General features: G+C 63.4%; 12 protein-coding genes. 6 read left to right on the forward strand and 6 right to left on the reverse strand.

From position 1 onward, the window contains the following. The first annotated feature begins 33 nt into the window (after positions 1–33). The 5 genes from KQ307_RS07535 to KQ307_RS07555 all read left to right on the forward strand — a co-directional run bounded on the left by KQ307_RS07535 (position 34) and on the right by KQ307_RS07555 (position 4,502). Positions 34–609: a thylakoid membrane photosystem I accumulation factor gene (locus KQ307_RS07535; protein WP_259727540.1), complete on the forward strand. Its 576-nt coding sequence runs from the start codon at positions 34–36 to the stop codon at positions 607–609. Then, positions 609–2,000, forward strand: a complete 1,392-nt coding sequence (gene fumC / locus KQ307_RS07540; protein WP_259727541.1) for a class II fumarate hydratase — start codon at positions 609–611, stop codon at positions 1,998–2,000. Before KQ307_RS07535 ends, fumC begins: the two co-directional genes overlap by 1 nt. A gap of 67 nt (positions 2,001–2,067) precedes the next feature. After that, positions 2,068–2,802, forward strand: a complete 735-nt coding sequence (locus tag KQ307_RS07545) for a pentapeptide repeat-containing protein (protein ID WP_259727542.1) — start codon at positions 2,068–2,070, stop codon at positions 2,800–2,802. Positions 2,803–2,985: 183 nt separating this feature from the next. Continuing rightward, the gene (locus KQ307_RS07550; protein ID WP_259727543.1) at positions 2,986–3,513 is read left to right on the forward strand and encodes a hypothetical protein; all 528 of its coding nucleotides are present in this window, start codon (positions 2,986–2,988) and stop codon (positions 3,511–3,513) included. Next, positions 3,510–4,502 carry a hypothetical protein gene (locus tag KQ307_RS07555; RefSeq protein ID WP_259727544.1) on the forward strand — a complete coding sequence of 331 codons (993 nt, stop codon included), beginning with the start codon at positions 3,510–3,512 and terminating at the stop codon, positions 4,500–4,502. The genes KQ307_RS07550 and KQ307_RS07555 overlap by 4 nt, the downstream gene beginning before the upstream one ends. Positions 4,503–4,553: 51 nt before the next feature. On the opposite strand, the gene KQ307_RS07560 is transcribed toward KQ307_RS07555, so the two are convergent. The 5 genes from KQ307_RS07560 to KQ307_RS07580 all read right to left on the reverse strand — a co-directional run bounded on the left by KQ307_RS07560 (position 4,554) and on the right by KQ307_RS07580 (position 11,126). Beyond that, a complete protein-coding gene (locus KQ307_RS07560; RefSeq protein ID WP_259727545.1) occupies positions 4,554–5,498 on the reverse strand; it encodes a formylglycine-generating enzyme family protein in 945 nt (314 codons plus the stop codon). Positions 5,499–5,888: 390 nt separating this feature from the next. Beyond that, positions 5,889–6,908: a DUF1254 domain-containing protein gene (locus KQ307_RS07565; protein ID WP_259727546.1), complete on the reverse strand. Its 1,020-nt coding sequence runs from the start codon at positions 6,906–6,908 to the stop codon at positions 5,889–5,891. Continuing rightward, positions 6,908–7,975 carry a DUF1254 domain-containing protein gene (locus tag KQ307_RS07570; protein WP_259727547.1) on the reverse strand — a complete coding sequence of 356 codons (1,068 nt, stop codon included), beginning with the start codon at positions 7,973–7,975 and terminating at the stop codon, positions 6,908–6,910. The genes KQ307_RS07565 and KQ307_RS07570 overlap by 1 nt, the downstream gene beginning before the upstream one ends. Before the next feature lie 92 nt (positions 7,976–8,067). Further along, the gene (locus KQ307_RS07575; protein ID WP_259727548.1) at positions 8,068–9,534 is read right to left on the reverse strand and encodes an arylsulfatase; all 1,467 of its coding nucleotides are present in this window, start codon (positions 9,532–9,534) and stop codon (positions 8,068–8,070) included. Positions 9,535–9,617: 83 nt separating this feature from the next. Then, the gene (locus KQ307_RS07580) at positions 9,618–11,126 is read right to left on the reverse strand and encodes an arylsulfatase (protein ID WP_259727549.1); all 1,509 of its coding nucleotides are present in this window, start codon (positions 11,124–11,126) and stop codon (positions 9,618–9,620) included. Positions 11,127–11,217: 91 nt separating this feature from the next. Here KQ307_RS07580 and KQ307_RS07585 point away from each other — a divergent pair, with 91 nt between their 5' ends. Next, positions 11,218–12,249: an AraC family transcriptional regulator gene (locus KQ307_RS07585; RefSeq protein WP_259727550.1), complete on the forward strand. Its 1,032-nt coding sequence runs from the start codon at positions 11,218–11,220 to the stop codon at positions 12,247–12,249. Here KQ307_RS07585 and KQ307_RS07590 read toward each other — a convergent pair. Continuing rightward, the gene (locus tag KQ307_RS07590; protein WP_259727551.1) at positions 12,138–13,169 is read right to left on the reverse strand and encodes an HAD family phosphatase; all 1,032 of its coding nucleotides are present in this window, start codon (positions 13,167–13,169) and stop codon (positions 12,138–12,140) included. The genes KQ307_RS07585 and KQ307_RS07590 overlap by 112 nt on opposite strands. Positions 13,170–13,194 lie beyond the last annotated feature (25 nt).

Below are 13,194 nucleotides of genomic sequence, written 5' to 3' on the forward strand. Positions count from 1 at the left end.
GCGTCACAATGGCGCCAGCTCCCCACCTACCGGTTGCGCGTGCCTCCCAGCCCTGCCCCCCACCTGCCCGCTCGCCTGCTCGCTCTGGTGCTGGTGCTGTTGATCGGCCTGCTTCCCGCCAATCCGGCCAGGGCCGCTCTCACCACCAACAGCTACGACGGCAACATCTACGCCCTGTACGCCGGCAACGGGTCCCTGGTGCCGCCCCGCAGCAGCCTGGAGCAGGCCATGGCCGATCACCGCGCCGCCGTGGTGGTGTACTACCTCGATGACAGCGCTGACAGCAAGCAGTTCTCGCCGGTGCTCAACGAACTGCAGCGGCTCTGGGGGCGATCCGTGGAGCTGATCCCTCTCACCACCGATGCCCTGCAGAACCGGCCGGACACCGGGCCCACCGATCCCGCCCACTACTGGACGGGGGAGATTCCCCAGGTGGTGGTGTTCGATCCCAGCGGCGCAGTGATCCTTGAAGGCAAGGGCCAGGTGGACATCGATGCGATCAACGCCGCTCTCACCAAGGCCACCGGCCTGGATCCCACCGCCGGGGCTGGCACCAGCATCACCCGCAGTTTCAATGAACTGAACAGCGAAGTGGTGCCCGCCGGCTGATGTCCATCCCCGCCCCTGGCCTGCGGATCGAAACCGACAGCCTCGGTGCCGTTGAGGTGCCCGCCCGGCACTACTGGGGCGCCCAGACCCAGCGCTCGATCCACTTCTTCCCGTTCGGCGAGCTGATGCCGCTAGAGCTGGTGCACGCCTTCGGCCAGCTCAAGGCGGCCTGCGCCGAGGTGAACCGCGACAGGGGGCGGCTGTCGCCCGAGCTGGCGGCGCTGATCGTGACCGCCGCCGAGGAGGTGGCCACTGGTGCCCTCGATGCGGAATTCCCGCTCAAGGTGTGGCAGACGGGATCGGGCACCCAGACGAACATGAACCTCAACGAGGTGATTGCCAACCGGGCGATCGAGGCCGCCGGTGGGGTGCTGGGCAGCAAGAGCCCGGTGCATCCCAACGACCATGTGAACCTGAGCCAGTCGAGCAACGACACCTTCCCCACCGCCCTGCATCTGGCGGTGGCGATCGAGCTGGAACGGGCGCTGATCCCCGCCATCGAAGCCCTGATCGCCTCGCTGGCCGCCAAGGCCAGCGCCTTTGCCGGCATCATCAAGATCGGCCGCACCCACCTGCAGGACGCGGTGCCGCTCAGCCTCGGCCAGGAGTTCGGGGGCTACGCGGCCCAGCTGGAGCTGGGTCTCGAAGGTCTGTGCCACAGCCTGCCCCAGGTGCGGCAGCTGGCGATCGGTGGCACGGCTGTCGGCACCGGCCTCAATGCCCCGCCGGGCTTCGGGGAGGCGGTGGCCGAACGCCTCAGCGCAAGGATCGGCCTGCTCTTCTGCAGTGCCCCCAACAAGTTCCAGGCCCTGGCTGGCCATGAGCCGCTGGCGGCCACCCACGGAGCGCTCACGGTGCTGGCCGGCAGCCTGTTCAAGATCGCCAACGACATCCGCTGGCTGGGCAGCGGTCCCCGCTGCGGCCTCGGCGAACTGGTGCTGCCCGAGAACGAACCGGGCTCCTCGATCATGCCGGGCAAGGTGAATCCCACCCAGTGCGAGAGCCTCACCCAGGTGGCGGTGCAGGTGATCGCCAACAACACCGCCGTGCAGATGGCGGCCAGCCAGGGCAACTTTGAACTGAACGTGTTCAAGCCCCTGATCGCCCGCAACCTGATCGAAAGCATCGGTCTGCTCACGGGAGCCTGCCGCAGCTTCCGCAGCTTCTGTCTCGATGGCCTGGTCCCCAACCGCGGCCGCATCGAAACCCTGCTCGACCAGAGCCTGATGCTGGTCACGGCGCTCACCCCGGCGATCGGCTACGACCGGGCCTGCGCGATCGCCAGGCACGCCCACGACAACCGGCTCAGCCTGCGGGAAGCGGCCCTCGTGCTCGGCGAGATCAGTGCTGACGACTTCGACCAGTGGGTTCAGCCCGCCACCATGATCTGAGCGGTGGCGCCGTCATTGCCTTTGTCGTGATCTCTCCTGCTCCGAGCGCCCCTGCACCGTTCTCCCCATGGCTCTGATCGAACGCTCAACCTGGTACGAACGGCAACTGCGCCGCCGCTCCTCACCCTTCTACCGGCTGCTGGATCGCTCCTTCGGCTTTCGGGTGCTGGTGGCGGGTCTTACCTCGTTCACGCTGCTAGCCCTGGTGAATCGGTTCGAAAACTGCCATGGAGCCGAAGCCGATCAACACTGCCTCACCAGCAGCTTTGCCGAGATCGTCAGCGTCGGCAATGTTGAATCCTTGAGCATCGTGGCAGCCGGGCTGGTTTACATCCTGGAGGCCGGCCGGCGCAAGGAGCGGGAGCACCAGGAGGCGTTTGAACTGATCCTGCGCGCCCGTGAATCCGGTGCGAGGGTGAGCCTTGGCCGGATCCGTGCTGTTGAGGATCTTTCCGCCGCTGGTCTCTTTCAGGACGATTTCGATCTGAGCGGCATCAACCTGGTTGGATTGAAGCTGTCCCGGAGCCGCTGGAGAGGAGCTGATTTCACCGGTTCCGATCTCAAGGCAGCCGATTTCCGGGAAGCTGATCTGCAACGAGCGATTTTTCGGCAGGCGGATCTGAGCGGTGCCGATTGTCGTGATGCCGATCTGCGCGGCGCCCAGCTCGCTCACGCCATTCTCAGAAATGTCGACCTGCGCGGAGCCAACCTGGAGGGGGCCAGCTTCACTGGAGCAGACCTCACAGCTGCCAGGCTGGACCCGGGTCTGGCGATCTCCACCACGCCACAGCCACGGCTGTGAATCACACCAACCAGGCACCGGCCCCAGGCCTTGGAACCGATCGTGTTGGTGCCAGCCACCGGGCTGTTGAGTATAATTCTGTGAGATCCATCTCCATTCTGGCTCGCAGAATTGTTTCAATCAAGAATCCACCAAGCTCTTGGGTGAAGCCGCTCCTGCATGGTGGATTCAAGCTTTACACCCATGTCTGAACGCTCCATGCTCAACCGGAAGTCGATGATTCGCAACGGCTTGTTGCTGGGCGGCCTCGCCCTCGGCCTGCTGTCAGCCCCTTCTCCCGGTCGGGCAGAAGTGCTCTACAAGCTGGAAACCACCTGCTCGATCAAAGGGGGCGACCCCTTTCCCTGCACCGTGGAGGCCACCGATCAGGGCACGGAAACGATCTACAAGCACACTTGGGCCGGGGGCACCGAAACGTTCCGCGTCACGGACTCACCCATCCGGATGGATCGCTGGCTGGCCGCCACGAAGCAGTGGAAACCCCTGACCCAGGCGGGGGCCCGTTTCTCCACCAACACGGTCTGCTTCAACGGTCTCGACTTCTGCGTGGTCAACCCCAACTACCTCAACAGCGTCAGCCAGAGCAATGCCACGGCCACGGCCCAGCGTGACCTGGTGCGGGTTCATTTCGGAGCCGACGGCAGGGTGGACATCACCTGCTACGACGACGGTTGCGCCCTGATTCAGAAACTTGCCCCGGTGAAGAAATGAAAGTCCTGGCAGGATTCGGCGGCCTGCTGCTGAGCGCTGTGATCGCCCTGCCGGCAGGTGCCGGCCTCACGATTGATCGCAGCTCCTCTGCTTCGGTGGCTGGTGCAACGGAACAGATCGCCCGTGGTGGCGGTGGCGGCAGAGGCGGCGGTGGCGGTGGCAGCCGAGGCGGCGGTGGTGGCGGCAACCGAGGCGGTGGCGGCGGAAATCGGGTGGGCGGCGGAAATCGGGGCGGTGGTGGTGCCCGTGCGAGCACAGGCTTCAGTGGAGGCGGTGGTCTCAACCGCGGCGATTCCCGACCGAGCGGTGGCTGGAGCAACAAAGTGGGCAGCGGTGGGTCACGACCCTCCCTGGATCGCTCCAACGCCGGCAACCGTGCCAACGCCGGCAACCGCGATTTCAGCAGCCGCCCCAATGCCGGCAACCGGAATCTCAGCGGCGCCAATGTCGGCAACCGCAACATCAACCGGGATGTCACCCGCAACATCAACCGAGACGTCAGCCGCAACATTGATCGCAACTTTGATCGGAACCTGAACGTCAATCGCAACTGGGATCGGCGCGTCAACATCAACAACGTCAACGTGCGCCCGGGCTGGGCCCGAGCCGGCTGGGGCGTGGCCCGTCCCTGGAACCACGGCTGGTACGGCGGCTGGTCCACCCCAACCTGGGGTTGGTGGGGAGCCCGTGCCGCGGCCTGGGGTGTGGGAACCCTGGCCACGGCGGCGATCATCAACGACGCCGTCAACAACGCCGTTGACGACAACAGCACCTACATCGTGGTTCCCAATTCGAACTACCAGTTGCTCTACGGCTCTGTGCAGCCCAGCGGCAGTTCCGCGATCAGCTTTGCAACCACCGATGGTGACAGCACCTATGAGCTGACCGCCGACTGTCAGGGCGGCCTGCTCAATGGTCAGGAGCCGCAGAGCGCCGCTGAGGCTGAATTGCTCAATGCCGCCTGCCAGGTTGCCTTCGGCAACGCCTGAGCTGGGCTGGCGACCCACGGAGGCCCTCAGCCTTTCGGCGGGTCGCCACTTTCACTCTGCTGGCCCCTGGGTGTCTGAAGGCACGATGCAGCGAAAGCCCATGTGGCAGGTGGAGGTGTCGATGCCCTGGGCCATGCGAGCCGCGGGCCGATAGCGGCGGCAGTAGCTGGGGGCGCAGAGATAGGAGCCACCTTTCACCACCTTGCGTGGCACGGTGCCGTGCTGGCTGCCGGGATCGATGCTGGCCTCACGGGCAGCGGCGGCCTGCGCGCAGCAACCGCCGTTCCCCGCACCTTCTGCCGCCAGTGCGGCGCTGGCGGCATGGCTGCCGTACCAGCTGTCGGTCCATTCCCACACGTTACCGATGGTGTCGAACAGGCCGTAGCCGTTCGCTGGAAAGACACCCACCGGCGAGGTGCCCGCATAGCCGTCCAGCAGGCTGTTGTGGTGGGGGAAATCGCCCTGGAAGGTGTTCGCCACCGGGCGACCTCCCGGGTGCAGTTCATCCCCCCAGGCATACTCGGCCCCTTCACGCCCGCCCCAGGCGGCCCGCTCCCACTCCGCTTCGCTGGGCAACTGCTTGCCACTCCAGGCGGCATAGGCCACGGCATCGGCATGGGCCACATGCACCACGGGATGGTGATCGCGCTGCTTGATCGAGCTGCCCGGCCCCTCCGGATGGCGCCAGTTGGCTCCGGCCACGTACTGCCACCAGCGGTAGTGATCGCCGGTGCCGATCGGCCCGCCCGGCGGCAGGAACACAATCGAGGACGGCACCAGCAACTCCGGCACGGCGCCGGGGTAGGCCGCCGGATCGGCCGGACACTCGGCCACGGTGACGTGACCCGTGGCCTTCACGAACTTGCGGAACTGGGCGTTGGTCACCGGTGAACGGTCTATCCAGAACCCCTCCACAGCCACCCGGTGGGCCGGGGCCTCCTCGGGGTAATGGGCATCGGAGCCCATCACGAAGCTGCCCCCCGGTATCCAGACCATCTCCCGGGCCGGGGGACGACCCGGCCCACGCGGGGCGACCGACTTCAAAGCGGCCGGCTGCAGAGGGGATTGGTCGGCGGGAGATCTGGATGCGGACCGGGGCATGAGATCGATGTTGGCTCAAGCCGCCAACAGAACAGCAGCAACCGATCCAGATCGAGAAATGGCTTGAAAGCTCTCATTCTGATCAAGCTTTCTCTGGCAACCAGAATCAGACCTTGGGCCATCTCAGCCGGCTTTTCCTGCGCTCTGGAAGTGCCAATGCAATGGAATCCCTTGGCACTTCCATACAGAACGGTGCATTGAGAGTGATGGGTCTGCTTATGGAAGTTGTCTTCTGCGGTCACATCCAGTCTGCACGGCATCGGGTAACAGGATCAGGGCAAGTGCTTACTTGATCACCATATCCTTGGCCACATTCTTGAGATAGTGAATCGCACTCTCTTTTGTCTTGGGAACGTAGATTCGCAACAGCGCCGTGAAGGGTGAAGCTGTCTCAACGTTGTTCGGGCTGCCCGAAGAATTGAACCGAATCGTGCAAGAACCGTCTGGGTTAGGGATGGCCTCAGAATTCGAAATGGCGGCTTTGTCCCTGGCCAGCCAGCCCTCACTGTTGTACGTGGTGATCGACCAGAAACCACCTCGCTCAGCGTCGATTTCCGGCGGCATGAAGGATAGGCTCGATGGCGAAGCCTTGCCCTCCTTGATCTCCGTCTGGTTCGCGATCGGAGCGTAGGCGGCATGCTCCACCGAGAGACCACCCCATCCGTAGGCGGTGGCATAGAGATGAGCCTGCGGCTCGGTATCCAACACTCCACCTTGGGCCTTGCTGGTATCAGGCAGTTTTCCAGCCTGAACGTCCTTGATCAGCGCCATACGGATCGCCTCCATCTGCTGCTGATCGATCACAATGTTTGGAGTCGTATAGGGAATCGCTGAGGTCGCCTCGATGGCTGCCATCTCCTGAAGTGTGTGGGTGGCAGCCAGTCCACCTTGCGCATCCGGAAGCTTTCGGATGCGCATGTTGATGTAAACGTAATTGCCGTAGGTCAGATGGGCGGGTGTAAGAGAGAAAGTTTCGCCGGGATAGACCACGCCAACGATGTAGTTCTGCTGATCGATGATCTCGATGATGTGATAGGTAGTGCTTTTGGGTATGGAGAAGGTCGCTCCACTCCGAACGTCAACGACGGCGCTGGAATAGATGACATCTTGATTTTCCCGAATAACCTGCTGTGTCTTGACGTTGCTGACATCACGTTGGTGCGCCCAGGTGTTGATGCCAGCCTTGGCAAGGCTTCGCTTGATGTTGAAATCTGTCTCCGAGACTTTGTAAGCGGTGTCCGTGACTCCAAAATCGGCCGGTGAAGCGAAGGTTGGGAGTTTTGCCTCTGCATTTTCTATGGCCATCAGATGACCTCGGGCAGCTTGTAGGTTCCGTCCAGAACAGACGGCCCCGGCCGGTACACACGCATCAGGAAGTTCCAGCCTTCGGTGACGTCCAGCCGATTCGGAACGGCGCCACACAGTTTCTTCGATCCGAAAGACACGGTGAACGTGCCATCGGCATTCAGCTTCACATTCGAGGAATTGACCAGACTGTTCTCACTCTTGATGAAGCCGTCGTTGCCGTAAATCAAAATAGACCAGAAGGCTTTGTTCTCCGGCACGGCGTAGGTGGCTTTGTGGCAAACCTTTGGATCATGTCCCCCGCTGTAGTTCAGGTAAGTGGCATCCCATTCGGGGAAGAGCCCCCATGCCGCCGCGGCAGCAATGTGACGGGTCTTTTCATCAGCCTTGCCGCGCGGCCCCTGCATTCCCTTCCAACTGCTGTATTGCGCGGAATCCTTTTCATACTGAGCGGTCAAGGTCTTCAGCGACTGGCGGTCCCACTGGAATGTGGGCAGTGGATCGGCGCTGCCAGCCTTGATGATGAACTGATTCTGCAACGTATTGATCAAGGCGATTTCGCCTGGGTCTTTCGGATTGAGCACCTGGATGCGTACTCCGACGCCCAGGTATTTGGTGTCTTTCGGTAGTTCGTAAGTTCCCGCGGTGTAGATCACGAATGGTGTGTAGTGGTCGTTGTCCACGAGGTACACCGAGGCGTAGCGACCTTTTGGCAGTTCTGGGACCGTGATCGTTGCGCCCTTGGACGTATCAACAACGCCCATGGAATAAAGCGTATCGCGATTCATCCTCACGACGTTCTGCTTGTCGAGCGGCGTGGGAGTGCGGAAGTGATAGAAGCGATTGATGCCCCCCGCCATTTTTACGATCTCAGCGAACTGCCGATCTGTTTCCGCTCGGATGTAGGTCTTCGGCGTCACTTTGACGCCAGCGTCAGCGGGACGTTGTTGCGTCATTGTCTGGTTGGGAACAGAGCTCTGCGCCCAGACCGGCTGGGCGACGCTCGCCCCGTACAGCGCGATCAAAACGCCAGCAAGGGTCGTGCCATTCAAGGTGGTGAGATTCATCCTGTTTACTCCTTTCACCTTCATCACCCTAGATCAATGAGCCAGCTCACCCACCGTGGCTATTGACAAGACGACAATAACCGGGAGCGGTCTCAATCCCCCTTGGGCGTGAGCGCCTTCATGGCTTCGTCGATGTTGAAGTCGAGGCTCGCCATGCGCGGTGGATAGTCCTTGAGCGATTGCATCAGCACGCCGACCTGAGCGAAGGCGGGCGCATAGGTCCAGGCGTGGTTCTCCTGCCATTCATCGAAACCCCGTGCCTCATGCATGCGCTCGAACGGATCAAGCTTCAGGTTGGTGACCAGCGGCGTCAGCATGTCCTGCTGGACGCCGTTGAACCACTTGTCCTGCTTGACGAACAGGAACTTCCAGTCGCCGTAGCGGATGCCGTGGAGCTTGGTTTCTGTGAAGTAGTAGAACTCCTTGCGCTTGGACTTGCCCTTGCCTGTGATGAGCTCACTCTGGTCGTAACCATCCAGGTGAATTCGGGTGTAGGTCTGGTCGTCGGCCTGGTAGCTGGTGAGGAGCTTCTCCTTCACGTTCGGCTCACCGACAGCGGCCATCAGGGTGGGAATCCAGTCCTGCATGGTCATGAACTCACCGGTCGTCTGGCCCGCGGGGATCGTGCCGGGCCACTTCACCAGCATCGGCACGCGGAAGCCGCCTTCCTTGCCGCCGACGCCTTTCTCACCGCCGAACGGGGTGTTGCCGCCATCGGGCCAACTGTTCATGGCCGGACCGTTGTCGGTGGAGAACATCACGATCGTGTTGTCCGCAACGCCCAAGTCGTCGAGCTGTTTGAGGAGTTCGCCGACTGTGTCGTCGAGCTCCATCATGCCGTCGGCATAGAGGCCATAGCCACTCTTGCCCTCGTACTCGGGCGACAGGTTGGTGCGGTAGTGCATCCGCGTGGTGTTATGCCACACGAAGAATGGTGTGTCGGCCTCAACCGCGTCGTTGATGAAGCGCTTGGATTCCACAAGGATTTCAGCATCCAGCGTCCGCTGGCGCTGCTGCCCGAACGGGCCTTTGTCTTCAATTTTCTGCGTGCCATCCGGATTCGCCCAGGAGTGAATGACCCCGCGCTGGGCGAACTGTTTGGCGACTTCGGGGTCTTTCGGAAAGTCGTACTGTTCGGTGTATTCCCCGGCATTGAGGTGATACAGGATGCCGAAGAACTCATCGAAGCCGTGGGCGGTGGGCAGGTGCTCATCGCGGTCGCCCAGGTGGTTCTTGCCGAACTGCCCTGTGGCGTAGCCGAGCGGCTTGAGCAGGCTGGCCAGGGTTGGATCCGCCTTGCTGAGGCCCTGTTCCGCCCCAGGCAGGCCGACGGTGGCCAGACCCACCCGGATCGGATACTGCCCGGTGATGAAGGCCGCGCGTCCCGCCGTGCAGGAGGCCTCGCCGTAGTGATCCATGAAGATGAGGCCTTCTTTGCCGATGCGGTCGATGTTCGGCGTGCTGCCACCCATCATGCCGCGGTGATAGGCGCTGATGTTCCACATGCCGACGTCGTCGCCCCAGATGATCAGGATATTGGGCCTGCTTGATTCACTCATCCTGAATTCCTTCGTTGATGGATGATCGCCAACCAATAAAAAGCTGCTCCCAGCAGCAGCTGGGAGCAACGGTGATCTGGAGTTCAGCTAGCGCCGCCGGCTGAGATCATCTTCTCGAGCACATCGCCGACGGTGAAGCTGGCGGCCTTCTGGCGGGGTGGATACGCCTTGAAGGTAGACAGAAATTCAGCCACGAAGGCCTGGGCCGGCACCAGCATGAAGGCGTGGTCGAGCATCCAGTCCCAGTAGGTGTTCGAGGTGATATCGGCCCGCTCGTAGGGATCGGTGAGCAGGTTGAAGATCTTGGGCACCCGCAGCGCGGTGAAGGGCTCGGCCCACACCTGCAGCGTGCCGGCGGCGCGCTGCTCCATGAACACGAACTTCCAGTTGTCGAAGCGCAGGCCGGTGAGATCGCCGTCGTCGGAGAAGTAGAAGAACTCCACCCGCGGGCTTTTCTCTGCCTTGCCCGTCCAGTAGTCGAGCATGTTGTAGCCATCGAGGTGGATGTGGAAGTTCTTGCTTCCCACCTGATGGCCGTCGAGCAGCTTCTGCTTGATCTCGGGTTCGCCTGCGGCGGCCAGCAGCGTGGGCAGCCAGTCGAGATGGCTGACAACGCCGGTGAACAGGGTGCCGGGCTCGATCTGGCCGGGCCAGCGCACCAGGGCGGGCACCCGGTAGGCCCCCTCCCAGTTGGAGTTCTTCTCGTTGCGGAAGGGGGTCATGCCGGCATCGGGCCAGCTGTTCATGTGCGGGCCGTTGTCGGTGCTGTACATCACGATCGTGTCGCCCGCGATGCCCAGCTCATCCACCAGATCCAGCATCTGGCCGATGCAGTTGTCGTGATAGATCATCACGTCGTGGTACTCCGACTGCCACCGCCCTGACTGGCCCACATCCTGGGGTCGCGCATGGGTGCGGAAGTGCATGTGGGTGGTGTTGAACCACACGAAGAAGGGCTCGCCGGAGGCCACCGCATCGCGGATGAAGCGCTTGGCCTCCACGATGAACTCGTCGTCGGCGGTTTCCATCCGCTTCTTGGTGAGCGGGCCGGTGTTCTCGATCCGCTGGGTGCCGTCCCCGTTGGCCCAGCAGTGCAGCACGCCGCGGGGGGCGAAGCGGTTGCGGAAGTTGGGAAACTCCGGATCATCCGCCTTGGGGTAATCCCGCAGTTCGGGCTCCTCCTCGGCGTTGAGGTGATAGAGGTTGCCGAAGAACTCATCGAAGCCGTGCATCGTCGGCAGATGCTCGTCGCGGTCGCCGAAGTGGTTCTTGCCGAACTGGCCGGTGCGGTAGCCCAGCGGCTGGAGCAGCTCGGCGATGGTGGGATCCTCCGCCTGGAAACCCACCGGAGCGCCGGGCAGGCCCACCTTGCTGAGGCCGGTGCGGAACACGCTCTGGCCGCTGATGAAGGCAGCGCGGCCGGCGGTGCAGCTCTGCTCGGCGTAGTAGTGGATGAAGCGGCCGCCTTCCTTGGCCACCCGATCGATGTTGGGGGTCTGATACCCCATCAGGCCGTCGCTGTAGCAGCTCAGGTTGCTCTGGCCGATGTCGTCGCCCCAGAGGATGAGGATGTTGGGTTGGCCGTTGGGCATGGCGAGGAGAGAGGAGCGAGTGCCTGCTGCCCAGTTTGCCCAGCAAGGCAGAATTGGGGCATTCAAAAAGTGCGGTTTTCAGGCCAGCGGCATGATCCGTTTCGGTTGTGTCGAGGAACTGGCCACAGCCCTTGCCGGCTTTGGACTCCGCTTTGATCTCATTCAGCTGGAACCAGGCCCGCTGCACGGCGACCTGCTCGCCCTGAGCTTCGGCTCGCAGCAGCTGTTGCGGGTTCGTTTCGACCGGGCGCTGCACATCGCCGGTGCCAAGCCGGCGCAGCGACAGCTGTTCAGCTTCGAGCTGGGTCCCGCTCCCCTGAGCGGCCAGCTCCGCTCCCACGGCCAGTCGCTTCCCGCCGATGTGGTGTTCGGCATGGCGACAACCGGGGAGGTGCATCTCACCACAGGCGGAAAGCGGTCGCTGGCTGTGCTGGTGATCGATCCAGCCTCGTTCCAGCAGGTGGCGACGGCCCTGGGTCATGGCCGCTTTGCTGACCAGCTGTGCCGATCCAACTGGTTGCCGATCGAGCCGAGGCACTATCAGCGGTTGCGTCGCCATCTGCTCCAGCTTTTTGCACTCTCGGAGCTCTCCCCTCCGCTGCGTGGCGATGGACTGGACCCCGTTCATCGGCAGATGGCACTGCAGGCGGATCTGCAGGCGGATCTGCTGCCATTGCTGGTGGAGATCCTGGCTGCTGCCTGCGATGCCGGGCCGCAGCTGCGGCGAGCTCCGGCGCGGATCGAGGTCGTCAAGCAGGCCCAGGACTGGATGGTTCGCCACCCGGATCGGAACACCAGCCTCGATGGGATCTGTCAGGAGCTCCGTGCCAGCCGGCGCACCCTGATTCAGGGTTTTCAGGACCACCTCGGCATGGGCCCGATGGCCTTCCGCAAACTCCAGCGGCTGCACATGGTGCGCCAGGCCCTGCTGGCGGCCGACCCGCAGCGGACCACGATCACGGCGGTGGCGGCCCGGTTCGGCTTGCTCAGCGGCGGACATTTCGCCCGGGATTACCGGCTGCTGTTCGGTGAGCGGCCCGGCTTCACCCTGGCGGCCCCAGCGAAGACGCGGCCCCAGTCCCGTCGCATGCTCACCACCGTCCAGCCCCGCGAGCCGGCCTGATCCAGGGCCACGTCGAGCTTGCCGAAGGCGGACAGTCGGTCGTAGGCCACTTCCCGTTCGCCATCATCGTGGTGAACGATCAGGCCCAGCCGCTCGCCCGGACCGGCGGTGGTCCAGCGCAGCATGGCCAGGTCGCCGTCGGAGTTGCCGAAAGCGGCGATCGGACGGCGGCCGATCTGGCGGTGGATGGCAACAGGTTTGCCATCTCCGTCGTCGATGAAGTCGATCTCCGGCAGGCGCAGCAGCTCCGGCTCTCCTCCGGACTCGCCGTAACGGAGCTGGATCGAGCTGCCGATCACCTGCTCCGGGGGAATGCCATAGGTCTCCTCGGCAAACACCCGCAGAAAATCGACCCCGCCGCCGGAGACGATCCAGGTGCGGAACCCCCTGGATCGCAGCAGCGCCAGCAGTTCAAGCATCGGCTGGTAGATCAGCTGGGTGTAGGGAACCCCCAGCACCGGGTGGCGGGCGGTGTGGATCCACCGGCGCACCAGCAGCGCGAAGGCCTCGGTGCTCATGCCTGCGTGGGTCTGGGCGACCAGCTCCAGCACGCCCCGGCTGCCGAGGGCCATCACGGCCTTCCCATCGCCGGACGCCGCTGCCGCGATCACCGGACTGGCGGCCAGCTCCGGCTGCTGCCGCAGCAGGGCGCGGGCACGATCGATCGCGAAGGCCAGCTGCACATACATCGGCTGCTCCGACCACAGCGTGCCGTCGTTGTCGAAGACGGCGATGCGTTGCTCCGGCGGAACGTACCCCGCTCCTCCCTCCGTGGTGACGGCTTCGAGAAAGGCAAGAATGCGCCGGCGGGCCTCTCCTGCTCGCCAGGAGGGCAATGGATCGGTGGATCCGCCAGGGGCGCCGGTGGTGGGGTTGCTGGACAGCTGGGCAGCGCCGGCGAGAGCCGGCCAAACGGGCAACAGAACGGCCATCTTCAGTGCCAAC

This window comes from Synechococcus sp. CS-1326 (assembly GCF_025128115.1).
Taxonomy (GTDB): Bacteria; Cyanobacteriota; Cyanobacteriia; order PCC-6307; family Cyanobiaceae; genus Regnicoccus.